This is a genomic window from Streptomyces sp. NRRL S-87, assembly GCF_000719335.1.
In the GTDB taxonomy this organism is placed as follows: domain Bacteria; phylum Actinomycetota; class Actinomycetes; order Streptomycetales; family Streptomycetaceae; genus Streptomyces.
On the sequence record NZ_JOGB01000019.1, the window covers coordinates 94,562 to 120,418 of the forward strand.

Here is a 25,857-nt window from a genome sequence, read left to right on the forward strand (position 1 = left end):
GGTGCTGGAGGATCCGTGGACCTGTCCCTGTCGACCCGCACTGTCGGTGACCGCACGGTCGTCGCGGTCGGTGGCGAGATTGATGTGTATACCGCGCCCAAGCTGCGCGAGCAGTTGGTCGAGTTGGTGAACGACGGCAGCTACCACCTCGTGGTCGACATGGAGGGGGTGGACTTCCTCGACTCCACCGGTCTCGGCGTGCTGGTGGGCGGCCTCAAGCGCGTCCGCGCACACGAGGGCTCGCTGCGGCTGGTCTGCAATCAGGAGCGCATCCTGAAGATCTTCCGCATCACCGGCCTGACCAAGGTGTTCCCCATCCACACCACGGTGGAGGACGCGGTCAACGCCACCGACTGACCTCACCCGGATTCAGCAGCGGGGGCATCGGGCCGTGCAGGCCCGAGCCCCTGTACAGCACGCCGTACGTCCGAGGGGGACCACATGGCCACCGTTGAACTCCGTTTCAGCGCCCAGCCGGAGCACGTCCGCACGGCCCGCCTGGTCGCGGCCGCCGTGGCGCGCCGGGCCGGGGTCGAGGAGGCCGTGCTGGACGAGGTCAGGCTCGCGGTCGGCGAGGCGTGCTCCCGTGCCGTCGGGCTGCACCGCAGTGCCGGTGTGACCGCGCCCGTGAGGGTCGTGCTGACGGACGAGGAGAAGGTGTTCTCCATCGAGGTCGGCGACGAGCTGCCCGGCCCCGGCGGAGCCGGTGGCGGCGCCGCCGAGGCCGACGCCGAGGACGAGGACGAGATGGGCCTCGCCGTCATCAGCGGGCTCGTCGACGACGTCGAGGTCACCCGCGACGCCTCCGGCGGGGTCATCCGCATGAGCTGGCCCACCCCCGCGGACGCCGAGCTCCACCCGGCCTGAGCCCGCCCGCCGCCCCGCGGTGCCCGGGCTCCCGGGCGGTTGCCGGTCGGGGTGTGCGGGCTCCAGGCGTGCCTACGGCACGCACGCGGCCCTACGCCGCCCTGTTCGCGCCGTACGCCCCCTACGCCGTACGTGGCGCCCGCGCCGTACGCCACTACGCCGTACGCCGACATGCCGGCACCGTACGCCGCCGGGCCGTACGCGCTGCCACAGCCCCGCGCCGTGTGCCGCCCTGCGCCGTGTGGACCGCACGGCCCCGGCCGGCGTCGCCGGCCCGGCCACGCGAGCGGGGTGTCGAGTCCGCCGACTTCGAGTACCGGGCCGCCCCGAACGGCGGACGCCGGCGCCGTCGCGGCCGTACCCGGCCCTTCCGAGGGCCGCGAACTCCTCAGACTTCCCGATCATTATTCAGGCCCTGCTGAGCAGGGCCTTTTTCATTTACCTAGATCATTGACCAACCGTCAATGTGTTTGCCCCATTACCGCTTTCGAGCGTAATGGCGTGACGCGATCATTTGCTGAGGAGGGAGAGGAGGCCAATTCCGTTTCCCGCGTACTGTTTTGATCGGGTGGCGCTCCCTACAATCCGTCCACATCTTTTGAGCTCTTCACGTCAAGGAGGACGAATGACGGGGCTCTTCACCCCTCTCGAGCCAGCCCGTACCGCCGGGCTCGCGGCGGCGGTACTCACGGATGACAACCGGCTCATCGTGTACGTCATCGCGGCCGTCGCGCTGGCCGCCCTCGTGGTGGCCCAGCTCCTGGTGCGCCAGGTGCTCGCGGCCGACGAGGGCACCGACAACATGAAGAAGATCGCGGCCGCGGTCCAGGAAGGCGCCAACGCCTATCTCGGCCGGCAACTGCGCACCCTCGGCGTATTCGCCGTGGTGGTCTTCTTCCTGCTCTTCATGCTTCCCGCCGACAACTGGTCGCAGCGCGCCGGGCGTTCCGCCTTCTTCCTGATCGGTGCGGTCTTCTCGGCGATCACCGGATACGTCGGCATGCGGCTCGCGGTCCGCGCGAATGTCCGCGTCGCCGCCGCCGCGCGGGAGGCCACTCCCGGCGAAGGCGAACCCGAAAAGGACCTCACCGCCGTCTCGCACAAGGCGATGAAGATCGCTTTCCGCACCGGCGGCGTGGTCGGCATGTTCACCGTCGGCCTGGGCCTCCTCGGCGCTTCCTGCGTGGTCCTCGTCTACGCCGCGGACGCGCCGAAGGTGCTGGAGGGCTTCGGCCTCGGCGCCGCCCTCATCGCCATGTTCATGCGTGTCGGCGGCGGCATCTTCACGAAGGCCGCCGACGTCGGCGCCGACCTGGTCGGCAAGGTCGAGCAGGGCATTCCGGAGGACGATCCGCGCAATGCCGCGACCATCGCCGACAATGTGGGCGACAACGTCGGAGACTGCGCGGGGATGGCGGCCGACCTCTTCGAGTCGTACGCCGTCACGCTGGTCGCCGCCCTGATCCTCGGCAAGGCCGCCTTCGGCGACGCCGGTCTGGCGTTCCCCCTGATCGTGCCCGCCATCGGCGTGATCACCGCGATGATCGGCATCTTCGCCGTGGCCCCCCGCCGCACCGACCGAAGCGGCATGACCGCCATCAACCGCGGCTTCTTCATCTCCGCCGTGATCTCGCTGGCGCTGGTCGCCGCCGCCGTCTTCGCCTACCTGCCGTCCTCGTACGCGGACCTCAAGGGCGTCACCGAGTCCGCGATCACCGCCCACGGCGGCGACCCGCGCATCCTCGCGCTCGTCGCGGTCGCCATCGGCATCGTGCTCGCCGCCCTCATCCAGCAGCTCACCGGCTACTTCACCGAGACCAACCGGCGCCCCGTCCGGGACATCGGCAAGACCTCCCTGACCGGCCCGGCCACCGTCGTCCTCGCCGGCATCTCCGTGGGCCTGGAGTCCGCCGTCTACACCGCGCTGCTCATCGGTCTCGGCGTGTACGGGGCGTTCCTGCTCGGCGGCACCTCGATCATGCTCGCGCTGTTCGCCGTCGCGCTCGCCGGCACCGGGCTGCTGACCACCGTCGGCGTCATCGTCGCCATGGACACCTTCGGTCCCGTCTCCGACAACGCCCAGGGCATCGCCGAGATGTCCGGCGACGTCCAGGGCGCCGGCGCCCAGGTCCTGACCGACCTCGACGCCGTCGGCAACACCACCAAGGCCATCACCAAGGGCATCGCCATCGCCACCGCGGTGCTGGCCGCGGCCGCGCTGTTCGGCTCGTACCGCGACGCCATCGCCAACGCGGTCAGGGAGGTGTCGGCCAAGGCCGGCGAGTCGGGCCTGAGCCTGGACATCTCGCAGCCCAACAACCTCGTCGGCCTGATCCTCGGCGCCGCGGTCGTCTTCCTCTTCTCCGGGCTGGCGATCAACGCCGTCTCGCGGTCCGCGGGCGCCGTGGTGTTCGAGGTGCGCCGGCAGTTCCGCGAGCACCCCGGGATCATGGACTACACGGAGAAGCCCGAATACGGCCGCGTGGTCGACATCTGCACCAAGGACGCGCTGCGGGAGCTGGCCACCCCGGGCCTGCTGGCGGTCATGGCCCCCATCGCGGTGGGCTTCGTCCTCGGGGTCGGCGCGCTCGGCTCGTACCTCGCGGGCGCCATCGGCTGCGGCACCCTGATGGCGGTGTTCCTCGCCAACTCCGGCGGCGCCTGGGACAACGCCAAGAAGCTCGTCGAGGACGGCCACCACGGCGGGAAGGGCAGCGAGGCCCACGCCGCGACCGTCATCGGCGACACCGTCGGCGACCCGTTCAAGGACACCGCCGGCCCGGCCATCAACCCGCTGCTGAAGGTCATGAACCTGGTGGCCCTGCTGATCGCCCCGGCGATCGTCCAGTTCAGCTACGGGGTCGACGCGAACGCCGGCGTCCGGGCGGTCGTCGCCGCCGTCGCGCTGCTCGTCATCGTCGGCGCGGTCTACGTCTCCAAGCGCCGCGGCATCGCGGTCGGCGACGAGGAGTCCGACGGCGAGGCGGCCGGCGGGACGGCGGAGCGGGTGAGCCAGCAGGTCGACCCGGCCACCGCGGTCTCCTCGTAACCCCTGACACCCCCTCCCAGCAGGGGCTTTGCGAGCGGGCGGGCGGCGCGTACGGACGCGCCGCCCGCCCGCTTCGCGTCACCCGTCAAGGTGCGGGGTGTATCTTCCGGGGCCGAGAGAGCCTTGGAAGGGACCGATCCGGTGAACAAGAAGCTTGCGACGGCGCTGTCCGGCAGCGCGGTGCTGGTACTCGTGCTGTCCGGCTGCGGGGACGACGACGAGAAGAAGGTCAACGACTGGGCCAAGAAGGTCTGCGACCAGGTGCAGCCGCAGGTCAAGAAGATCGTGGACGCCAACACCTCGATCCAGAAGGAGGCCACGGACCAGAGCAAGGCGGACGTGGTCCAGAAGACGGACTCGACGGCCTTCCAGCAGATGTCCGACGCCTACAAGGCCATGGCGAACGGAGTCGCGAACTCCGGCACCCCGCCGGTCAAGGACGGCCAGAAGACCCAGGACGACGCGGTCGCCGAGCTCAACGGCATCGCCACGTCCTACGCGAACCTCAAGAAGCGCGTCGACGGCCTCGACGCCAAGGACCAGGCCGCCTTCGCGGACGGGCTCAAGGGCATCGCCGCCGAGCTCGACAAGCTGAGCAAGAGCGGCAACGACGCGCTGACGAAGCTTCAGTCCGGCGAGCTGGGCAAGGCGATGAAGAACCAGAAGAGCTGCCAGCGCACCGAGCCGCCGGCCCCGGCGACGAGCTGACACCCGCGCGGCGCCCCGGGCCGGACGTGCGCCGCTCCGGCCGGGAGCGGCCGGTCGCACGGATTGTCGGCGGGAGCGGCCACAATGGGCGGGTGAGTACCACCAGCCTGCCCTCGCCCGATCGCGCCGCCCCGCTCCGCGCGGCCCTGCTCGCCGCCGGATTCACCGCGGACGGGCTGCTCGACCTGCTCGGCGCGCCCGCGTACGCCGCCCTGGCCCGCGCCGAGACGGTGCCGGCCGTGCGCGCCACCCGCGGGGACGGCCCGCTCGCCACGCTCACCCGGCTGTTCCTGCTCCAGCACGCCGTCCCGGTGTCGGCCGCCGCGGCCGCCCTGCCGCTGGAGGACGCGTTGGCCGACGGCTGGCTGGAGCGCGTGCCCGCCGGTGCCGGTGCGGTGGGCGACGGCCCGGTGGAAGGCACTGCGGGCGGGGACGCGCCCGGGGACGCGCCCGGGGAGGGCTCCGTGCGGGCCCGGGTCGACGTCCGCCCGTACGGCGGTCCCGACGGCGAGGACTGGTTCATCGTCTCCGACCTCGGCTGCGCGGTCGGCGGCGCCGGCGGCATCGGCAGCCGTGAGGAGGGCGTGGTCCTCGGCGTCGGCGGAGCGTCCACCACGTTGGCCGGAATCACCGTGCGGACCCCGGTCGGTTCGGCCCTCGACCTGGGCACCGGATCGGGCATCCAGGCGCTGCACGCCTCGCAGCACGCCACCCGCGTGACGGCCACCGACGTCAACCCGCGGGCCCTCGACTTCACCCGGCTGACCCTCGCGCTGTCCGCGGCCCCGGCCGCCGAACTGCTGGTGGGATCGCTGTTCGAGCCGGTCGGGGACACGACGTACGACCTGATCGTGTCCAATCCGCCGTTCGTGATCTCCCCGGGGGCCCGGCTCACCTACCGGGACGGCGGGATGGGGGGCGACGACCTCTGCCGCACCCTCGTGCAGCAGGCCGGCGCCCATCTGAACCCCGGCGGCTATGCACAGTTTCTGGCCAACTGGCAGCACGTGGAGGGCGAGGACTGGCACGACCGGCTGCGTTCCTGGGTCCCGCGCGGCTGTGACGCGTGGATCGTGCAGCGCGAGGTGCAGGACGTCACCCAGTACGCCGAGCTGTGGCTGCGCGACGCGGGCGACCACCGGGACGACCCGACCGCCTACGAGCGGCGGTACGCCCAGTGGCTCGAGGAGTTCGAGGCCCGCAAGACCAAGGCCGTCGGCTTCGGCTGGATCACCCTGCGCCGTACGGACGCCGAGCGCCCCTCGATCGTGGTCGAGGAGTGGCCGCACCCGGTCGAGCAGCCGCTCGGCGACACCGTGCGCGCCCACTTCGCGCGCCAGGACTACCTGCGGGAGCACGACGACGCGGCGCTGCTGGAGGGACGCTTCCGGATCGTCGAGGAAGTGGTCCAGGAACAGGTGGGCCTGCCGGGCGCCGAAGACCCCGAGCACGTGGTGCTCCGGCAGAACCGCGGCATGCGGCGCGCCACCAAGGTCGACACGGTCGGAGCGGGTTTCGCGGGCGTGTGCGACGGCTCGCTGACCGCGGGGCGGATCCTGGACGCGATCGCGCAGCTGATGCAGCAGGACCCCGTCGTGCTGCGGGACCGGACGCCGGACGCGATCCGGCTGCTCGTCGAGCAGGGCTTCCTCGAGCCCGCGGACCGCTGACGCCGCGCGGGGCACCCCTGGGTGTCGGCCGCGAGGGTCGGGTCCGCGAGGGTCGGGGTCCCCGCGGCGGTGCGTCCCGGGGGTCTCCGGCGGTACGTCTCGGGGCCGGGGCGGCGGTACGCGCCCCGTTCACCCGGGGTTCGCGTGCCGTACCCCCGGGAGTGCCAGGCTCCCCGCAGGGGAAGGGGGAGCGGCATGGAGAGTGGACCAGCGATCTTCGCCGGAGCGGTGTTCACGGTGTTCGGGGCCGCGATGCTGCTCTGGACGGGAGCGCGCGTGATGCACCGCGCGCCGGTCGCCGAAGGGGTGCGCCCCGCAGTGGCGGTCCCGCTGGCCGTCCTGGCCGGAGCGGTGTTCCTGGCGCTCGGCGTGTGGTGCTTCGCGCATATCTGAGAGCGGCCCGCCGGCGTCCCCGGGCGGGGGCGCGGGCCGTCCGGCGCCGGGCGGCCAGCTGCCCGTACGCGGGCCCGGCCGGGGCTCCTACCAGGGACCGGCAGGCGTCCGGGGGGCGACGCGCGGGCAGCGGCCGGATGGCCGCCTGGTGGCCGCCGGGCGGTCCCCGGATCGGGCACTCCGGGAGGATGCGGCGGCATCCGGGCGGCAGGAAGGGCACTAGTCGGGTTACCGTTCGAGTGGCCGTTGCGGGCTTCCGCTGTTTGACACGGGGGCGGGTTGTACCGTCACACTCCGCAGCGTCGCCGTACTGCGACCGAGTGCCGACCGGAGAGAAGAGCCAAGTTGTCCCCGACTAGCGAGACCGCAAAGGGCGGCCGCCGACTCGTCATCGTCGAGTCTCCTGCGAAGGCGAAGACGATCAAGGGCTACCTCGGCCCCGGCTATGTCGTCGAGGCGAGCGTCGGGCACATCCGCGACCTCCCGAACGGCGCGGCGGAGGTGCCCGAGAAGTACACGGGCGAGGTCCGTCGCCTCGGCGTGGACGTCGAGCACGACTTCCAGCCGATCTACGTCGTCAACGCCGACAAGAAGGCCCAGGTCAGGAAGCTCAAGGAGCTGCTGGCAGAGTCCGACGAGCTCTTCCTCGCCACCGATGAGGACCGCGAGGGCGAGGCCATCGCGTGGCACCTCCAGGAAGTCCTCAAGCCCAAGGTCCCCGTCCACCGGATGGTCTTCCACGAGATCACCAAGGACGCGATCCGGGACGCCGTCGCCAACCCGCGCGAGCTGAACCAGCGCATGGTCGACGCCCAGGAGACCCGCCGCATCCTCGACCGCCTCTACGGCTACGAGGTCTCGCCGGTCCTGTGGAAGAAGGTCATGCCGCGGCTGTCGGCCGGCCGCGTCCAGTCCGTCGCCACCCGCCTCGTCGTCGAGCGCGAGCGCGAGCGCATCGCCTTCCGCTCCGCCGAGTACTGGGACCTCACCGGCACCTTCTCCACCGGCCGCGCCGGTGACCCGAGCGACCCGTCCTCGCTGGTCGCGCGCCTGAACACGGTCGACGGCCGGCGCGTGGCGCAGGGCCGCGACTTCGGCCCGAACGGCCAGCTCAAGGGCGCGGACGTGCTGCACCTGGACGAGGCGAACGCGCGTGCCCTGGCGGCCGCCCTCGCCGACACGTCCTTCGCGGTCCGCTCGGTCGAGTCCAAGCCGTACCGCCGGTCGCCGTACGCCCCGTTCCGGACGACCACGCTCCAGCAGGAGGCCTCGCGCAAGCTGGGCCTGGGTGCCAAGGCCTGCATGCAGGTGGCGCAGAAGCTGTACGAGAACGGCTTCATCACCTACATGCGTACCGACTCCACGGTCCTGTCCGAGACGGCCGTCGCCGCCGCCCGGGCCCAGGTCACGCAGCTGTACGGCGCCGACTACCTGCCGGAGAAGCCGCGGGTCTACGCCGGGAAGGTCAAGAACGCGCAGGAGGCGCACGAGGCGATCCGCCCCTCGGGTGATCGTTTCCGCACCCCGGCCGAGACCGGTCTGACCGGCGACCAGTTCCGCCTCTACGAGCTGATCTGGAAGCGGACCGTCGCCTCCCAGATGAAGGACGCGACCGGCAACTCCGTCACCGTGCGGATCGGTGGCCGGGCCTCCGACGGCCGGGACGCCGAGTTCACGGCCTCCGGCAAGACGATCACCTTCCACGGCTTCATGAAGGCCTACGTCGAGGGCGCCGACGACCCGAACGCCGAGCTCGACGACCGCGAGCGTCGGCTGCCGCAGGTCGCCGAGGGCGACGCGCTGGCCGCCGAGTCGATCACCGCGGACGGCCACGCGACCAAGCCGCCGGCCCGCTACACCGAGGCCTCGCTGGTCAAGGAGCTCGAGGAGCGCGAGATCGGGCGCCCGTCGACGTACGCGTCGATCATCGGCACCATCCTGGACCGCGGCTACGTCTTCAAGAAGGGCACGGCCCTGGTGCCGTCCTTCCTGTCGTTCGCCGTGGTCAACCTGCTGGAGAAGCACTTCGGCCGGCTGGTCGACTACGACTTCACCGCCAAGATGGAGGACGACCTCGACCGCATCGCGCGGGGCGAGGCGCAGTCCGTGCCGTGGCTGAAGCGTTTCTACTTCGGCGAGGGCTCCGGTGAGGGCGCGGGCGGCGCCGCCGAGGCCGGCAACGGCGACGGCGACCACCTGGGCGGCCTGAAGGAGCTGGTCACGGACCTCGGCGCGATCGACGCCCGGGAGATCTCCTCCTTCCCGGTCGGCGAGGGCATCGTGCTGCGGGTGGGCCGCTACGGGCCGTACGTCGAGCGCGGTGAGAAGGACGCGGAGGGCCACCAGCGGGCCGACGTGCCCGACGACCTCGCGCCCGACGAGCTGACCGTCGAGTACGCCGAGCACCTCTTCTCCAAGCCGAGCGGCGAGTTCCCGCTGGGCAAGGACCCGGAGACGGGGCACGAGATCGTGGCCAAGGACGGCCGCTACGGCCCGTACGTGACCGAGATCCTGCCCGAGGGCACCCCGAAGACGGGCAAGAACGCGGTCAAGCCGCGGACGGCCTCGCTCTTCAAGTCCATGTCGCTCGACACCGTCACGCTCGACGAGGCCCTCAAGCTGATGTCGCTGCCGCGCGTGGTGGGCGCGGACGCGGAGGGCGTGGAGATCACCGCTCAGAACGGCCGCTACGGCCCGTACCTCAAGAAGGGCACGGACTCGCGGTCCCTGGAGACCGAGGACCAGCTCTTCACGATCACGCTCGACGAGGCGCTGGCGATCTACGCCCAGCCGAAGCAGCGCGGGCGGGCGGCGGCCAAGCCGCCGCTGAAGGAGCTGGGCGTCGACCCGGTCAGCGAGAAGCCGGTGGTCGTCAAGGACGGCCGCTTCGGCCCGTACGTCACGGACGGCGAGACGAACGCCACACTGCGGCGCGACGACGACGTCGAGACGATCACGCCGGAGCGCGGCTTCGAGCTGCTCGCGGAGAAGCGGGCGAAGGGGCCCGCGAAGAAGGCGCCGGCGAAGAAGGCCCCCGCGAAGAAGGCGACCACCGCCAAGACGGCGGCGGCGAAGACGACGGCGGCCAAGAAGACCGCCGCCAAGAAGACGACGACGGCGGCCAAGAAGACGACGGCGAAGAAGACGACCGCGGCGAGGAAGACCGCCGCGACCCCGTCGACGGACGAGTAACCGCTCCGGCGGAACGAGGGCCCCGAGAGCCGCCCGGCTCCCGGGGCCCTCGTCGTTCCCGCGGGGCCGGGACCGGCTGGGGGTGTCCGGCGGATCACGGCCGGGCGCGGGCCCTGGACCGGCTGCCTGCGGACCCGGGTCGGACCTGCGGACGCGGCCCCCTTCCCTGTGGATCCCCGGGGGCCCCGGGCATCCACAGGGAAGGGCGGACAGCCGAGTGCAGCGGATAGGCTGGGCGGATGACGCGAACCGAGCAGCCAACGGTCGTGCCCGCCTACGACGAAGCCCTCGCCGCCGACTCCCGCGAGCGCGCGGTGCGCTCCCTGCTGCGCACTCCGCCGCTGCGCCGGCTCTGGAGCGCGCAGCTGGTCAGCGGTATCGGCGACGCCCTCGCGCTGCTGGTGCTCGTCCTGCTCGCCTTCCAGGCGGCCGTCATGGAGGACTCCTTCGGCGGCGGCTACCGGGGAGCGGCCCTCGCGGTCGCCGCGGTGTTCGGCGTACGGATCTTCGCCACCCTGCTCTTCGGCGCCGCGCTGCTGGGCCCGCTCGCCAAGCTGACCGCCCCCGGCGGCCGGCTCGACCGCCGTTGGACCATGATCGGGGCCGACGGCCTGCGGATCGCACTGTTCGTCGTCGCCCCGCTGTGGCGGGTCTGGGCCCCGAACCAGGCCCTGACGGTCCTGCTGGCCACGGTCTTCGTCGCGGGGCTGGCCGAGCGCCTGTGGACGCTGGCCAAGGAGAGCGCCGCCCCGGCGCTGCTGCCGGCCCCGCCGCCGGAGGGCGCGACCGTGCGGCCGCTGCCCGACCACCTCGACGCCCTGCGCCGGCTCTCGCTGCGCACGAGCTTCGTGTGCCTGCCCGTCGCCGCCGCCGCGCTGGTCGTGGCCGGCCTGGTCGGCCGGGCCCTCGGGGTCGGGGTGCAGTGGTTCGCGGACAACCCCGCCGCCCTCGGCTCGTACGTCGCGGCCGGCCTGTTCGCCGCGTCCGTCTCGCTGCTCGTACCGCTGGTCCTGCCCGTCGTGAAGACCCCGCGCCCGCGCTCCCCGCTGGAGGGGCTGCGCCCGCCGACGTTCGCGGAACGCCCGGAGAAGGGCCGGACCGGCGCGATCCCGCTGCTCGTGCTGGCCAGTGCCGCCGTCGCCGGTGCCGTCTCGTGCGCCGTCGCGCTCGCCGTGCTGCACTCCGACGACCTCGGCGGGGGCACCGCCGCCTACGCGCTCCAGGTGCTCGCCCTGACCGGCGGCACCGTCGTCGGCATCCGGGCCAGCCAGACCGGCCGGGTGCTGGCCACCCTGTCGCGGCGCCGCCTGCTGGCGCTGGCGATAGCGCTGACCGGCTTCGCGCTGCTGGTGATGGGCCTGGTCGCGGACACCGCCACCGTCTTCTTCCTGGCGCTGTGCGCCGGCACGGGCGCGGGCGTGGCGGCGAACACCGGCCACATCCTGCTCGACCAGGAGACCGAGGAGTTCCGGCGCGGCCGCGTCACCGCCCACCTGCACGCCGTCGTACGGATCGCCGTGGCCCTCGGGGCGCTCGGCGCCCCCCTCTTCGCCGCGGCCATAGGGCCGCACCGGCTGGGCGGCGGCTCCTTCGTGTTCGCGCACGGCGGTGCCGCCTTCGGCCTGATGCTGGTCGGTGCGCTGCTGCTGCCGGTCGCGGTGATCGTGCTGACCCGGGTCGACGACCGGTCGGGCGTGCCGCTGCGGCGGGACGTCAAGGAGGCCCTGCTGGGCGGTGAGCCGGCCCAGGCGCCGTCCGGCAGCGGCTTCTTCATCGCCCTGGAGGGCGGCGACGGGGCCGGCAAGTCCACCCAGGTGCAGGCGCTGACGGAGTGGATCCGCAGCAAGGGCCACGAGGTGGTCGTCACGCGCGAGCCGGGCGCCACGCCGGTCGGCAAGCGGCTGCGCTCGATCCTGCTGGACGTGTCGTCCGCCGGGCTCTCGCACCGGGCCGAGGCGCTGATGTACGCGGCCGACCGGGCCGAGCACGTGGACACGGTGGTCCGCCCGGCGCTGGAGCGCGGCGCGGTGGTCATCACGGACCGCTACATCGACTCCTCGGTGGCCTACCAGGGCGCCGGCCGGGACCTGTCCCCGGTGGAGATCGCGCGGATCTCGCGCTGGGCGACCGGCGGCCTGGTCCCGAACCTGACCGTGCTGCTCGACGTCTCCCCGCAGACCGCGCGTGAGCGCTTCACGGAGGCGCCGGACCGGCTGGAGTCGGAGCCGGAGGAGTTCCACCAGCGGGTACGGGCCGGCTTCCTGACCCTCGCCGCGGCGGATCCCGGGCGCTACCTCGTCGTGGACGCGGGCCAGGACCCGGAGTCCGTGACCACGGTCGTACGGCACCGGCTGGACCGGATGCTGCCGCTGTCGGAAGCGGAGATCCAGGCGCGGGAGGAGGCCCGCCGGGCGGCCGAGGAGGCCAGGAAGGCCGCCGAGGAGGCCGCGCGCAAGGCCGCCGAGGAAGAGGCGCGCAGGGCCGCGGAGGAAGAGGCCGCCCGCAAGGCCGCGGAGGCGGAGGCGGCGCGGAAGGCCGCCGAGGAGGCTGCCGCGCGCAAGGCTGCCGAGGAGGCCGAGAAGGCACGGCTGGCCGCTGAGGCCGCGGCCGCCGCGGAGGCCGCCCGCAAGATCGCCGCTGAGGAGGCGGCCCGTCGGGCCGCGGAGGCGGAGGCCGCCCGTCGGGCGGCGGAGGCCGAGGCGCGCCGGGTCGCCGCCGAGGAGCAGGCCCGCCGCGAGGCGGAGGAGAAGGCCCGTGCGGCCGAGGCCGAGCGGCTGCGGCGGCAGGCCGAGGAGGAGGCCCGGCTGCGGGCCGAGGCCGAGGAGCGGCGTCGGGAGAAGCAGCGGCGCGCGGAGGAGGCCCTGCTGGCGGCCGAGGAGGCCCGCCGGCAGGCGGAGGCGGCCGCGGCGGCGGTGGCTGCGGCTTCGGCTGCGGCTTCGGACGCGGCTTCGGCCGGGGCGGTGCGGGATTCCGGTGCGGTGCGGGATTCGGGTGCGGTGCGGGATTCGGGTGGGGTGTCCGCCGCGAGGAAGGTCCCGCTGCGGAAGGAGCCGGTGGAGCCCTCCGAGGCGGTCACGGTCGAGACGCCCGTCGTCGGCTCGGAAGAGGTCACCCAGACCGTTCCGGCCCCGCAGGAGCTCGGAGCCCGGCCCGACGCGGCGGAGACCGCGGTGCTGCCGCCGGTGCGGGACGACCGGGACGCGGCGGAGACCGCGGTGGCGGAGACCGCGGTGCTCCCGCCGGTGCGGGACGACCGCGACGTGGCGGAGACCGCGGTGCTCCCGCCGGTGCGGGACGACCGCGACGTGGCCGAGACGGCCAAGCTGCCGCCCGTGCGGGAGGACCGCTGGGCGACCGGCGGGTCGGCGGAGGCCCCCGTGGACCGGGTGCCGCCGGGCATCTTCCGTGACGAGGCCCCGGCGGCTGGCGGGAACGACCGTACGGCGGAGCTGCCGGTTCCGGACGCTTCCGGGCGGGCCGGCCGGCCGCGGCCGGCGTGGGCGGAGGAGACTCCGCTGGACGACCTGCCGACGCTGGCCGACGAGCTGCTCGGGCCGCGTGGGGCCGGAGACGAGGGGGACGACCCGGAGGGCGGGCGGGGTCGGCGCCGCTGAGGCTCTCGGGGGTTTGATCGCCCCTCCCCGCCCCTTCCCGCAACCGTGGTTTGCGACCACGGACGCCGCTCCCCGGGGCTCCGCCCCGGTCCCGGGCCGGGCGCTGCGCGCCGGCCCTCCTGGGGCTCCGCCCCAGACCCCGCGCCTCACTGGGCTTCGGACGTCGGTGAGGTTGGGTCGTGGTCCTGGGCTTCGGACGTCGGTGAGGTTGGGTCGTGGTCCTGGGCTTCGGACGTCGGTGAGGCCGGGTCGTGGTCCTGGGCTTCGGACGCCGGCGAGGTCGGGTGGGGGGCCCTTGAGCGTGGGCTGTCGGCGGGGCTGGAGGGGCGACCTCGTGGGCGGGTGATCCCGAGTCTCGAACACCGGCGGAGCTGGACGTACTGCGGGGTGGCAGGGGGCGCCGGCGGTGGGGTGTCGGTGGGAGGGGACAGAATGGGAGGCGGCGCGGGAGGTACCGGCGCGGCAGGAAGGAGGCCCCCATGCCCGTATGGGACGACCTCGTGGGCCAGGAACGCGTCACGGCCCAGCTCGCCGCCGCCGCGCGTGACGCCGACGCGCTCGTGACCGCTGCCGAGGCCGGCGACCCCGCACCGCCCGCCTCGAAGATGACCCACGCCTGGCTCTTCACCGGCCCGCCCGGATCCGGGCGGGCCACCGCCGCGCGGGCCTTCGCCGCCGCCCTGCAGTGCACCAGCCCCGACCGGGCCCTCGGCGCGGAGCCCGGCTGCGGGTTCTGCGACGGTTGCCACACCACGCTCGTCGGCACCCACGCCGACGTGGAGATCGTCCGCACCGACCTGCTCTCCATCGGCGTCAAGGAGACCCGCGACCTGGTCCGCCGGGCCCAGCTCTCGCCCGCCGTCGGCCGCTGGCAGGTGATCGTCCTGGAGGACGCCGACCGGCTGACCGAGGGGGCCGGGAACGTCCTGCTCAAGGCCGTGGAGGAGCCCGCCCCGCGCACCGTGTGGCTGCTCTGCGCGCCCTCGCTGGAGGACGTGCTGCCCACCATCCGGTCCCGCTGCCGGCATCTGACGCTGAGCACCCCGTCCGTCCAGGCCGTGGCCGACGTCCTCATGCGCCGGGACGGGATCGAGCCCGACGTGGCCGCCGCCGCGGCCCGGGCCACCCAGGGCCACATCGGCCGGGCCCGCCGCCTGGCCACCGACGAGCGGGCCCGTGAGCGGCGCCGGGCGGTGCTGCGGCTGCCGATGCGGGTCGACGACGTGGGCGGCTGCCTCAAGGCCGCCCAGGAGCTGATCGACGCGGCCTCCGAGGACGCCAAGCAGGTCGCCGAGGAGATCGACGCCAAGGAGACCGAGGAACTGCGCGCCGCGCTCGGCGCCGCGGCCGGCACCGGCGGGCGGATGCCGCGCGGCACCGCCGGGGTGATGAAGGAGCTGGAGGACAGGCAGAAGCGCCGCCGCACCCGGACCCAGCGCGACAGCCTCGACAGCGCCCTCGTCGAGCTCACCGGGTTCTACCGGGACGTGCTCGCGCTCCAGCTCGGCTCGGGTGTGGCCCTGGCCAACGTGGAGCTGCGGGAGGACCTCGACCGGGTGGCCCGCGCCGGCGGCCCGGAGCGCACGCTGCGCCGGATCGAGGCGATCATCGCCTGCCGCGACGCCCTCGACCGGAACGTGGCCCCGCTGCTGGCGGTGGAGGCGATGACGATGGCCCTGCGCGCCGGCTGACACCCCCGCGGGCACCCTGACCGCCCCCCCCGGCTCACACTCCGACCGACACCCCGGTCGCCACCGAGGCCCGGCCGCCGCGGGGACGCGCCGGGCCCCCTCCGCCACGCCGCGGGCGACCGTCGTCGGTTCGCCCCGCACGTCACCCGTACGGGCCGGTAAGGGACCCGTCGCGCGCCGGAAGGCTAGGCTCCGGGGATGGACACCAGGCGCGTGCTGCGTACCACCGGGACCCTGATCGCGGCGGCCGGACTGCTCGTCTCCGGCTGTACGGCCGGTGGCTCGGGCTCCGAGGCGGCCGCCTCCGTCCCGGCCCCGGGCCGGCTGGCCGGGCAGACGGGGGAGTCGGCCCGCCCGGAGGCGACCCCGGCCGCCCTGGCCCCGTACTACGCGCAGAAGCTCAGCTGGCGGGCCTGCGGCGCGCCCGGGTTCGAGTGCGCCACGCTCAAGGCCCCGCTGGACTACGACCGCCCCGCCTCGCAGGGCGGCAAGGACATCGCCCTCGCCGTCGCGCGCAAGAAGGCCACCGGCCCCGGCAAGCGCCTCGGCTCGCTGCTGGTCAACCCGGGCGGCCCCGGCGGCTCCGCGATCGCCTACCTCCAGGGCTACGCCGGCATCGGCTACCCCGCGGCCGTCCGGGCCCGGTACGACATGGTCGCCGTCGACCCGCGCGGCGTGGCCCGCAGCGCGCCGGTCACCTGCCTGGACGGGCCGGCGATGGACGCGTACACGCAGGTCGACCAGACCCCGGACGACCAGGCGGAGCAGAGCAGGCTGGTGGCGGCGTTCAAGCGGTTCGCGGCCGGCTGCGAGGGGCGCTCGGGCACCGTGCTCCCGCACGTCTCCACCGTCGAGGCGGCCCGCGACATGGACCTGCTGCGCGCGGTGGTGGGCGACCGGAAGCTGAACTACGTCGGAGCCTCGTACGGCACCCTCCTGGGCGCCACGTACGCCGACCTGTTCCCGAGCCGTGTCGGCCGCCTGGTCCTCGACGGCGCGATGGACCCCACCCGGTCGGCCCTGGAGCTCAACCGCGACCAGACGGAGGGCTTCGAGACCGCGTTCCGGTCCTTCGCGAAGGACTGCGCCAAGCACGCCGACTGCCCGCTCGGCAGCGGCGGCCCCGATGACCAGGCGCGCCGCCTGCAGGACTTCTTCAAGAAGCTCGACGCCCAGCCCGTGGCCACGGGCGAGAAGCGCACCCTCGGCGAGGCCCTCGCCACCACCGGTGTGATCGCCGCGATGTACGACGAGAGCGCGTGGCCCCAGCTGCGCGAGGCGATCGCGCAGGCGCAGAACGGCGACGGCGCGGGGCTGCTGGCCCTCGCCGACAGCTACTACGAGCGGGAGCCGGACGGCTCGTACCAGAACCTGATGTTCGCGAACGCCGCCGTCAACTGCCTGGACCTGCCGCCCGCCTTCAGCGGGCCGCAGGCCGTGACCGCCGCCCTGCCGTCCTTCAGGAAGGCCTCGCCGACCTTCGGCCCGGGTCTGGCGTGGGCCGCGCTGAACTGCGCGTACTGGCCGGTCGAGCCCACCGGGACGCCGCGCCGGCTGGAGGCGAAGGGAGCCGCGCCGATCGTGGTCGTGGGCACGGTCCGGGACCCGGCGACCCCCTACAAGTGGGCGAAGGCGCTCGCCTCCCAGCTCGACTCCGGCACGCTCCTGACGTACGACGGCGACGGCCACACGGCGTACGGGCGCGGCAGCGACTGCATCGACACGGCGATCAACCGCTACCTTCTCGAAGGCACCCCGCCGGCCGACGGCAAACGCTGCTGATGAGCTGGTGCGGGGCATCCCGAATCACCATGTAGACTTGCCGTCGCCGCTGTAGCGCACCACTCCCTCGCGGGAGGGCTCCATCGGTGGTGTGCCGCCTTAGCTCAGTTGGCCAGAGCAACGCACTCGTAATGCGTAGGTCTCGGGTTCGAATCCCGAAGGCGGCTCCAGCGAAACCCCAGCACGGACCTCGTCCGGGCTGGGGTTTCTTGGGTTTTCGGCGGTCTTTGCGGGTTTCTCGGTCTTCGCGGGGTGGCTGCGGGCGGCTCTGGCCCCAGGAACCGTCCTAGGGTGATCCGATGAGCGATCACAGCAGTGGCAGCGGTCCCCTCGGTGGGCCGGAGTCGGGTCCGGGCGAGGTCGTGGTGCGGGAGGCCGGGGCGGCGGACCTGGGGGTCCTGAGCGAGCTCTTCCTCGGGTACCTCGAGTTCTACGAGGTGCCGGTAGCCGACCCCGGGCGGCCGCGGGCGTACCTCGCCGAGCGGATGGCCAAGGGCGAGTCGATCGTGCTGCTCGCCGAGCGCCCGGACGGCACCGTCGTGGGCTTCACGCAGATCTACCCCACCTTCTCCTCCCTGGAGATGCGCCCGATCTGGGTCCTGTACGACCTGTACGTCGCCCCCGCCGGCCGCCGCACCGGCGCCGGGCGGGCCCTGCTGCGCGCCGCGCTCGACCGGGCCCGGGCGGCCGGCGTGGCCGGGGTGCAGCTGGAGACGGCGTACGACAACCACGTCGCGCAGGGTCTTTACGAGGCGGAGGGGTTCGTCCGGGAGGAGTTCCACGTGTACTTCCACGGGCTCGGCGACTGACTCCGGGGGCGGGTGTGCGTGTGGGTGGGGAGGAGGTCGTGGCTCAACTGGGGGCGAATAAAAGAGGGGTGAAACATTTCGGCGGGCTCGGCGCGTCGTAGGGAGTGAGGGCGCGCAGTCGGCGCGCGCCGGGGACGGGGGAGAAGGATGGGTCGGTCCCGCACGGACGGGTTCCGCGCGTTCGCCGCGGCGCGCACCGGGCACCTGTACCGCTCGGCCTGCCTGCTCACGAGTGGCGACACGCACCTCGCCGAGGACCTCGTGCAGGAGACCCTGGGGCGCATGTACGTGCTGTGGGGCCGCCGGATCGGGCGGATCGACAACCCTGCCGCGTACGCCCAGACCGTCCTCGTGCGCGTCTACCTCACGCACCGCCGCCGCTACTCCTCCTCCGAGCGTCCCCACGGGGAACTGCCGGGCGCGGACACCGCCGCGGCGCCGGCCGCCGATCCGGCGCTGCGGATCACGCTGCTCGACGCGCTCGGGCGGCTCGCGCCCAAGGACCGCGCGGTGGTGGTGCTCCGCTACTGGGAGGACCGCAGCATCGAGGAGACCGCCCAGGCCATGAATCTGAGCTCCGCCGCCGTCCGGACCCGCTGCTCCCGCGCGCTGTCCCGGCTGCGCGAGCAGCTCGGCGGGAGCCTGGGCGAGTTCGCACTGCGCTGAGGGCGAGGGGTCGGCGCCACCGCGCGCCTGCCGTACCGCCCCGCCCGTACTCCCTCACACGACGTCACCAACACGCCAGGAAGGTGTGGTTCCGCATGCCCTTCGAAGACGAGTTCGAGCAGGCCCTCCGCCAGACCGGAGACGCTTTCGCCGCCGAGCAGCACAGCCATCTGATCGAGGGCGGTGAGCGGTACGGCCGGCGCCGGCTGGTGCGCCGGCGGGCCGCTCTGGTCACCGGGAGCGTGCTGAGCTTCGCCGTGGTGGCCGGCGCGGGCGCGTACGCCGCCGGGACGGTCGGGGGCGGGACCGACCGCACTTCCGTGGCGGCGGCCCCCTCGGTGGACGAGGGCTCCGGCCCGGCCGGTGACAAGGGGCCCGCGGGCGGCTCGGGCAAGTACAGCGGCGAGCAGCTCGTGGCGATCCTCAAGCAGCTGCTGCCCGCGGGCCGGTTGACGGACACCCGGGGCCGGGGCACCCGCGAGTCCGGCCCGTACGCGGCCGGGGTGTTCGACGACGGCAAGGGGAAGGCGGCCGTGTCGGTCTCCTTCAACCGCTTCACCCCCGGCAGCCAGGCGCTCGCGGACATGACCGCCTGCCCGGGCAAGAACGACATCGAGTTCGACGCCTGCACGGAGGAGAAGCTCCCCGGCGGCTCGCGGCTGATGGTCTTCCAGGGGTACGAGTACCCCGACCGCCGGGTGGAGACCAAGAACTGGCGAGCCGTCCTGACGACCAAGGACGGCTACGTCGTCGACGCGAGCGAGTACAACGCGGCCGCCGAGAAGGACTCGCCGATCACCCGGCCGAAGCCGCCGCTCACCCCCGCCCAGCTGAAGTCCCTGGTCACCTCGCCCAAGTGGACGCCCGTGGTGCGGGACCTGTACGCGCCGCCCGCGGCCCCCGGGGGCGGCGACCCCGTACGGGCGCTGCACGTCCGCGAGCCGTTCCTGACCCTGCTCCCCAAGGGGCTGCGCGTGGTGGACAAGGGCGGCGACGGCGACGCCACCTACGCTGTGGTGGACGACGGCAAGGGCCGCTCGCTCGTGCAGATCAACGTCCAGCCGCGCATGGGCGACGTGGAGCAGGAGCTCTTCCCGGCCGGCGACTCGTCGGTGAGCCAGCTCGCCGACGGCACCAAGGTCCGGCTCATGCAGCGTCCGGGCGAGAAGGGCGGCCAGGGCGTCGTCTGGTGGACTGTGGACACGATCCGCACCGACGGCCTGCGGGTGGTCGTCTCGGCCTTCAACGCCGGGTCCCAGAACAAGGCCGCGACACGGGCCGAGCCCGCGCTGACGATGGAGCAGCTGAAGGCCGTCGCGCTGAGTGAGGTCTGGAAGCGGCAGGGTTAGCGGGGAAAGCGCGCCGGTCCAGGGCCGGGGGCCTGCAGCGGGGCCGGCTGGAGGGGCTGGTCAGGGGGTTGGCTGGTGGGGCGGCCGGATGGGCTGGTCGGGCGGGCCGGAGGGGCCGGCCGGGGGCGGCAGGGCTGGTTGCGGAGGTGCTACGTGGTCACTTGGCGTCCGCGTAGCACTCCACGACGGCCGTCGTGAACGGGAAGCGCACGGGGGTCTCCCCGAAGGCGATCCGCCCGGCCAGGTCGCCGGCCGTGCGGATCGCCCGGGCCACCTCCTCGGCCTCCTCCGCCGGGCAGTGCACCATCACCTCGTCGTGCTGGAAGAACACGAGCTCCGCCCGCAGGCCGGCGGTGGCCTGCCGCAGCGCAGCCAGCATCAGCAGCGCCCAGTCGGCGGCGCTGCCCTGCACCACGAAGTTGCGCGTGAACCGGCCCCGGGCCCGGGCGTCGGAGGAGGCGTACCCCGGGCCCCAGCCGTCCCGGCCCCGGCCGCTGCCGTCGCTGCCGCCGGTGCCGTCGTCACCGGGGCCGACCGCCGCCGGGTCGTACTGCGGCAGGCCCGCCTCGCCGCCGGCCCCGTCCGCCCCGTCCGGGTCGGAGCCGGCCGCGGGCGGGCAGGTGCGCCCCAGGTGGGTCCGGACGAGCCGGCCCTCCTCGCCGGCCTTCGCGGCCTCGTCCACGTACGCCACCGCCCTCGGGAAGCGGCGGCGCAGCGCGGCCAGGTTCTTGAGGCCGTCGCCGGAGGTCTGCCCGTACACGGCGCCGAGCACGGCGAGCTTGGCCATCTCGCGGTCACCGGAGAACGCCCGGTCGGACACGGCCTTGTACAGGTCGCCCGGCTGCCCGGCCACCTCCATCAGACCCGGGTCACGGGAGATCGCCGCCAGCACGCGGGGCTCCATCTGGTCGGCGTCGGCGACCACCAGCCGCCAACCCGGGTCCGCGACCACCGCCCGGCGGATCACCTTGGGGATCTGCAGCGCGCCGCCGCCGTTGGTGACCCAGCGGCCCGTGACCGTGCCGCCGGGTACGAACTCGGGCCGGAAGCGGCCGTCGTGCACCCAGTCCTGGAGCCAGGACCAGCCGTGCGCGGTGTAGATCCGGTACAGCTTCTTGTACGCGATCAGGGGCTCGACGGCCGGGTGGTCGACCTCCTGGAGCTCCCACCGGCGGGTGGAGCGGAGCTTGATACCCGCCTCGGCGAAGGCCTTGACCACGTCGGCGGGCAGGTCGGGGCGGACCCGGCGCCCGAAGGCGCGGGACACCTCGTCGGCCAGCTCGGCGAGGCGGCGCGGCTCACCCCGCCCCGCGTACCGCTCCCCGAGGAGCTCGGTCAGCACGGCCCGGTGCACGTCGGCCCGCCACGGTATGCCCGCCGCGTTCATCTCCGCCGCCACCAGCGCGCCCGCGGACTGGGCGGCGGTCAACAGCCGGACCCGCTCCGGGCGGGCGGTCGCCGCGTGCCGGCGGACCTGGTCGGCGTACACCTCCAGCAGGGCTTCGAACGGCAGCGGCGGGGCGGCCGCGGAGGCCGGGTCGAACAGCGACGACTGCGACTGGGGCGTGGCTGCCCGCTGCGGCGGGTCGGGGGGTACGGGCGCCCCGCGCAGCCGCGCCCAGGCGGCGGCCGCGGAGCGGGGCTCGCCGAACCGGCCCTCGTGGCCCAGGAGGAGGAGTTCGGCGTCCTCGACGTCGTAGCACCGCTCGACGCGTACGCCGGCGGAGAGGAGCTGGGGGTACACCTCGGCGGTGGACCGCCAGACCCAGCGCGTGCCGGGCGGGGCGGAGCGTACGGCGGTGGCGGCGTCCGGGGCGGTCCGGACGGGGGCGGCGGGGAGGCCGTCGGGGGTGAGGGGGACGTATGCGACGCCTTCGGCCTCGTCGGTGTTCCGGGCCTCGTTGGTGTCTCCGGCCGCGTCGTTGGTTCGGGCCTCGTCCCTGGTGCGGTTCGTGGCCGGGCCCAGTGCCCACCGTTCGCTCACGGGTGCGAGTGTGCCACCGGGGACTGACAGCGAGGGCATTCCGGCAGCGGGGGCAGTTGGGTCGGGTCGCCTGGTTCACCGGTGCGGGTGCAGGTGCGGGTGCGGGTGCGGGTGGTGTGTGGTGTGGTGTCGATCCACTGTCCACAGGCTGTGGACAGTGGGTGGTGGGAGGCGGGAGGGGGGTCGGTGGCGGGGCGTGCGAGGCTGGGCGTGTGAACCCGTCTGACCCGGTCGTCGACCGTGCCTTCGCCGCAGCCCTCTACTCCCAGGACGACACCGGCCTCGACACCGGTGCCTCGCTCCTGGCCGCCGATGCCGCCGGCTGGTCGGAGACCGGCCGCGAGCTGCTGGCGCGCGGCTCGGCGTTCGTGCGTACCGCCTGGGAGCGTGGGTGGCAGCCCGCCGACGTGCTCCGGCTGGTGCGGCGCGACCTCGACGAGCGCCACGAGCGCCTCGCCCTCGACCTGATCGCCGCCGAGGGCCGGCGCTACGGCGCCGGGCAGCTCTCGGAGCGCTGGACCGCGCAGCTCGCCGAGCTCGGTGGCGCCGGGGCCTGGTGGGGGAGTGACCCCGAGTACGCGGAGGGGCTCGCCCGGCGCGAGTCGGCGGACCGGTTCACGCTCGCCACCGCGCTGCTGGAGACGCTGCGGCTGCTGGTGCGGCTGCCCTCGGTCGAGCCGGTGGGGCCGGTGCCGGGCGATCCGCTGGCGGCCGTACCGCTGGAGCACGGCGACCCGAAGACCCTCGGGCGGATCCGGGCGCTGCTGGCCAAGGCCGAGGCGACGACCTATCCCGAGGAGGCCGAGGCGCTGAGCGCCAAGGCCCAGGAGCTGATGGCCCGGCACACCATCGACGAGGCCTCCCTGGCCCGGCCCGGACAGCGCCCCGGGGCGTGCCGGATCGGCGTCGAGCCGCCGTACGAGGAGGCCAAGGCGGTGCTCCTGGACGCGGTGGCCACGGCCAACCGGTGCCGGGCGGTGTGGAACTCGGCCTTCGGGTTCTCGACGGTGGTCGGCTTCGAGAGCGACCTGGAGGCCGTGGAGCTGCTCCACACGTCGCTGCTGGTGCAGGGCACGGCGGCGATGACCCGGGCCGAGGCGGGCCAGCGGGCCGGCGGCCGCAAGCGGACGAAGACGTTCCGGCAGTCCTTCTTCCTGGCGTACGCGAGCCGGGTCGGGCACCGGCTGGCGGAGGCGGCCGAGCACGTGGCGGAAGCCGTGCGCGCGGAGGCGGGGGAGCGGGCGGACGCGCTGCTGCCGGTGCTGGCGGCGCGGGACGTGGCGGTCGGCGCGCGGGCGGAGGAGATGTTCCCGCGGACCACGACCACCCGGCTGCGGGGCGCCACCGACGAGGCGGGCTGGCTGGACGGCACCGCGGCGGCGGACCGTGCCGACATGGGCGGGCGGCGCGGCCGTATCGGGCGGGAGGCCCGTTGACCTGAGGACCGCTGAGGCGGCGCGGGTGTGCTCCGACAGCGACCTCGCCGCCGCTTCCCCCGGCCCCCGAAGGAATGACGGGGCGCGCTGCCGCGCCGCGTCACGCAATCCGCTGAAGGCGGTGCGGAACCCGTGGGATGCGGCGGGGATCACATACGCCCGACGCGGAACCGAACCCCTCCGGAAATTCATCTCGGAGAACGGGAAAATTCGCGACTGCCGTGTGACACGTGTGACGCCCGGCAGGCACGGCAAGCCGCCCGCACCATCGGGAACGCCCGGGAAATTGCCCTTTTGCCCCACGGTTCCGGGCCGCCCCGAACCGCCGCGTGACCAGGGGGACACCCCGCGTGCACGTGCATCTGCCCATGCAGCAGCATATGAACACAGCTATGATCCGGTGGAGTTGACATCTGCACTATCGGGGGATTCCTGTGGACCACGCGTACAACGGCATGGCCGCCACAGAACTCGGCGGAGTCGTCTGGCAGAAGAGCCGACACAGCAACTCGCAGGGCTCCTGCGTGGAGTTCGCCAAACTTCCCGGGGGGAATGTCGCCGTCCGCAATTCCCGGCACCCGGACGGCCCGGCCCTCGTCTACACGCCGGCCGAGATAGAGGCGATGCTGCTCGGCATCAAGGACGGCGAGTTCGACCACCTCATCGCACCCTGAACGCCCTGAACGCCCGGAACGCCCTGGCCACCCTGAACGCCCTGGCCGCCCCGACCACCCTGGGCCGCCCTGAGCGCCGCCGGCCGAGGCGTCCCGGCGTACGCGGCAAGCGCGCCACGCAAAAGGGGCGGGGTCCCGTCGGCCCCTACCGGGCCGGCGGAACCCCGCCTCCTCCGTGTGCCGGTGTGTGCCGGCGGCGTACGCACGCGCCGCCGCGGCTCAGTCGTGCAGCATGAACAGCGCCCAGACCACCTTGCCCGTCAGCCGCCCGGCGAGCGGGTGCCAGCCCCAGCCGTCGCTGTACGAGTCCACCAGGAACAGTCCGCGCCCCGATTCCAGGTCGCAGTTCTCGTCCAGCCGCTCCGGGGAGAAGCCCTCGCCCTCGCCCGGTGCCGGGCAGTCCTCGCTCGGATCGCGCACCGCGCACACCAGGCGCGTGCTCCACCTCATGAGGTGCAGCCGTACGCCCGATTCGGGCGCCGCGCCCACGCCCGCCGGCAGGGCGTGCCGCAGGGCGTTGGTGACGAGTTCGGAGACCACCAGCGCGACGTCGTCGAACCGGTCGTCGAGGCCCCACTGGGAGAGGGTCGATCTCGTGAACGAACGGGCGCCCCGCACCGCTTCGAACTGGGCGGGCAGGGCGCAGGACGCGGACCCGGAGACGGCCGAGGGGTCGACCGGGGGCAGCCCCTGCCGTAAGGGCTCGAGCATGGTCGATCCATTCGTCCCCATGCGAGGCACTCCCGGGAGTCGCGGACGGAGCGGTACTGCGGGGTGGCGCCTTGCGCCCGCGCGAGAGACGCACGGTACGCGCCAACCATGGTTCCGAATGCGATGGGCAGATGCAAGGGCAGATGCACGTGCACGCGCCGGACGTGTCCGCTCCCGTGATGCTTCTTGCCCATTTCTTCCTACGCCGACTTACGGACTTCTTTTCCAGGAAGCCGGATTCCGTTACAGAACGAGTACGGGCGGCTGCGTTTTGGTGGCAGACTTCGGGCCCGGGGTACGGGGGTCCCGCAGGCAGCCCCTCGCGCCGGTGGGCGCCGGGGGCACGAGCGAGATGGGGAGGGCTGGAGAGTGACCGCAGGAGAGTCGAACAGCGGCTCCGTGGTGCGACGCATCCTCCTGGGATCACAGCTGCGGCGACTGCGTGAATCCCGTGGGATCACCCGTGAGGCGGCCGGCTACTCGATCCGCGCATCAGAATCGAAGATCAGCCGTCTGGAGTTGGGAAGGGTGAGCTTCAAGGCCAGAGACGTAGAGGACCTGCTGACGCTCTACGGGGTCACCGACGGCGCGGAGCGCGAGTCGCTCCTCGGTCTCGTGCGCGAGGCCAACGCGGCCGGTTGGTGGCACAGTTACGGCGACGTGCTGCCGGGCTGGTTCCAGACGTACATCGGCCTCGAAGGCGCGGCCTCCCTCATCCGTATCTATGAAGTGCAGTTCGTGCACGGCCTGCTGCAGACCGAGGCGTACGCGCACGCCGTCGTCAGCCGCGGCATGCCCGGGGCCTCGGCCGCCGAGATCGACCGCCGGGTGGCGCTCCGCCTCGAACGCCAGAAGGTCCTCGTCTCCGAGAGCGCGCCGCAGTTCCACGCGGTCCTCGACGAGGCGGCCCTGCGCCGTCCGTACGGCGACCGGGGGGTCATGCGCGGCCAGTTGGAGCACCTCATCGAGATCTCCCAGCGGCCGAACGTGCGGCTCCAGGTCATGCCCTTCAGCTTCGGCGGTCACGCGGGCGAGAGCGGGGCGTTCACGCTCCTGCGCTTCCCCGAGTCCGACCTCCAGGACATCGTCTACCTCGAACAGCTCACCAGTGCCCTCTACCTCGACAAGGACGACGAGGTGGCCCAGTACGGACGGGCGATGGAGCGCCTGCAGGGGGACTGCCCCGACCCCGGGGCGACCCGGGATCTTCTCCGAGGTCTGCTCCAACTTTCTTGACACGCAAGTAGGATGACGGCCATTCA

General features: G+C 73.6%; 18 protein-coding genes, 1 tRNA gene and 1 pseudogene. 18 read left to right on the forward strand and 2 right to left on the reverse strand.

What is annotated here, in order from left to right; genetic code table 11:
• Positions 1–15: 15 nt before the first annotated feature.
• The 14 genes from bldG (at position 16) to IF43_RS0114360 (ending at position 19,790) form a co-directional block, all read left to right on the forward strand.
• Positions 16–357, forward strand: coding sequence for an anti-sigma factor antagonist BldG (gene bldG, locus IF43_RS0114295; RefSeq protein WP_030199598.1), 342 nt, complete (start codon positions 16–18; stop codon positions 355–357).
• A gap of 84 nt (positions 358–441) precedes the next feature.
• Positions 442–867 (forward strand): ATP-binding protein, encoded by a 426-nt coding sequence (locus tag IF43_RS0114300; protein ID WP_030199601.1) that lies wholly within the window; start codon positions 442–444, stop codon positions 865–867.
• Positions 868–1,492: 625 nt separating this feature from the next.
• Entirely contained in the window at positions 1,493–3,916 is a 2,424-nt protein-coding gene (locus IF43_RS0114305; protein ID WP_030199605.1) for a sodium-translocating pyrophosphatase, read from the forward strand.
• A 141-nt stretch (positions 3,917–4,057) separates the two neighbouring features.
• Entirely contained in the window at positions 4,058–4,624 is a 567-nt protein-coding gene (locus IF43_RS0114310) for a hypothetical protein (RefSeq protein ID WP_030199609.1), read from the forward strand.
• Between the two features lie 92 nt (positions 4,625–4,716).
• Entirely contained in the window at positions 4,717–6,294 is a 1,578-nt protein-coding gene (locus IF43_RS0114315; RefSeq protein WP_030199612.1) for a methyltransferase, read from the forward strand.
• 195 nt (positions 6,295–6,489) lie between these two features.
• Positions 6,490–6,687: a hypothetical protein gene (locus IF43_RS0114320; RefSeq protein ID WP_030199616.1), complete on the forward strand. Its 198-nt coding sequence runs from the start codon at positions 6,490–6,492 to the stop codon at positions 6,685–6,687.
• Between the two features lie 345 nt (positions 6,688–7,032).
• Positions 7,033–9,879, forward strand: a complete 2,847-nt coding sequence (topA, locus tag IF43_RS0114325; protein ID WP_030199619.1) for a type I DNA topoisomerase — start codon at positions 7,033–7,035, stop codon at positions 9,877–9,879.
• Positions 9,880–10,118: 239 nt separating this feature from the next.
• Entirely contained in the window at positions 10,119–13,493 is a 3,375-nt protein-coding gene (gene tmk / locus IF43_RS0114330; RefSeq protein WP_030199622.1) for a dTMP kinase, read from the forward strand.
• A gap of 479 nt (positions 13,494–13,972) precedes the next feature.
• A complete protein-coding gene (locus IF43_RS0114335) occupies positions 13,973–15,184 on the forward strand; it encodes a DNA polymerase III subunit delta' (RefSeq protein ID WP_030199623.1) in 1,212 nt (403 codons plus the stop codon).
• Between the two features lie 198 nt (positions 15,185–15,382).
• A complete protein-coding gene (locus IF43_RS0114340) occupies positions 15,383–16,966 on the forward strand; it encodes an alpha/beta hydrolase (protein WP_030199624.1) in 1,584 nt (527 codons plus the stop codon).
• A 93-nt stretch (positions 16,967–17,059) separates the two neighbouring features.
• Positions 17,060–17,136, forward strand: a tRNA-Thr gene (locus tag IF43_RS0114345).
• A 129-nt stretch (positions 17,137–17,265) separates the two neighbouring features.
• Positions 17,266–17,775, forward strand: coding sequence for a GNAT family N-acetyltransferase (locus tag IF43_RS0114350; protein WP_030199625.1), 510 nt, complete (start codon positions 17,266–17,268; stop codon positions 17,773–17,775).
• A gap of 147 nt (positions 17,776–17,922) precedes the next feature.
• On the forward strand, positions 17,923–18,441 hold the full coding sequence (locus IF43_RS0114355) for a SigE family RNA polymerase sigma factor (protein WP_030199626.1): 519 nt from the start codon (positions 17,923–17,925) through the stop codon (positions 18,439–18,441).
• 95 nt (positions 18,442–18,536) lie between these two features.
• Positions 18,537–19,790 carry a hypothetical protein gene (locus IF43_RS0114360; protein WP_030199627.1) on the forward strand — a complete coding sequence of 418 codons (1,254 nt, stop codon included), beginning with the start codon at positions 18,537–18,539 and terminating at the stop codon, positions 19,788–19,790.
• Between the two features lie 157 nt (positions 19,791–19,947).
• Here the strand turns inward: IF43_RS0114360 and IF43_RS0114365 are convergent, their stop codons facing one another.
• Positions 19,948–21,813: a bifunctional 3'-5' exonuclease/DNA polymerase gene (locus tag IF43_RS0114365; protein WP_078910149.1), complete on the reverse strand. Its 1,866-nt coding sequence runs from the start codon at positions 21,811–21,813 to the stop codon at positions 19,948–19,950.
• A gap of 173 nt (positions 21,814–21,986) precedes the next feature.
• Between IF43_RS0114365 and IF43_RS0114370 the strand changes: the two genes are divergently transcribed.
• From IF43_RS0114370 to IF43_RS0114375, 3 genes and pseudogenes are all read left to right on the forward strand, one after another.
• The gene (locus IF43_RS0114370) at positions 21,987–23,210 is read left to right on the forward strand and encodes a DUF2786 domain-containing protein (protein WP_030199631.1); all 1,224 of its coding nucleotides are present in this window, start codon (positions 21,987–21,989) and stop codon (positions 23,208–23,210) included.
• A 112-nt stretch (positions 23,211–23,322) separates the two neighbouring features.
• Positions 23,323–23,543 (forward strand): annotated as a pseudogene (locus IF43_RS42675) (30S ribosomal protein S18).
• 101 nt (positions 23,544–23,644) lie between these two features.
• Positions 23,645–23,884 carry a DUF397 domain-containing protein gene (locus IF43_RS0114375; protein WP_030199639.1) on the forward strand — a complete coding sequence of 80 codons (240 nt, stop codon included), beginning with the start codon at positions 23,645–23,647 and terminating at the stop codon, positions 23,882–23,884.
• Positions 23,885–24,103: 219 nt separating this feature from the next.
• On the opposite strand, the gene IF43_RS0114380 is transcribed toward IF43_RS0114375, so the two are convergent.
• Positions 24,104–24,595: an ATP-binding protein gene (locus tag IF43_RS0114380; RefSeq protein ID WP_030199641.1), complete on the reverse strand. Its 492-nt coding sequence runs from the start codon at positions 24,593–24,595 to the stop codon at positions 24,104–24,106.
• 369 nt (positions 24,596–24,964) lie between these two features.
• Here IF43_RS0114380 and IF43_RS0114385 point away from each other — a divergent pair, with 369 nt between their 5' ends.
• Complete coding sequence (locus IF43_RS0114385) at positions 24,965–25,831, forward strand: helix-turn-helix transcriptional regulator (RefSeq protein ID WP_037888521.1); 867 nt, start codon at positions 24,965–24,967, stop codon at positions 25,829–25,831.
• The last annotated feature ends 26 nt before the right edge of the window (positions 25,832–25,857 follow it).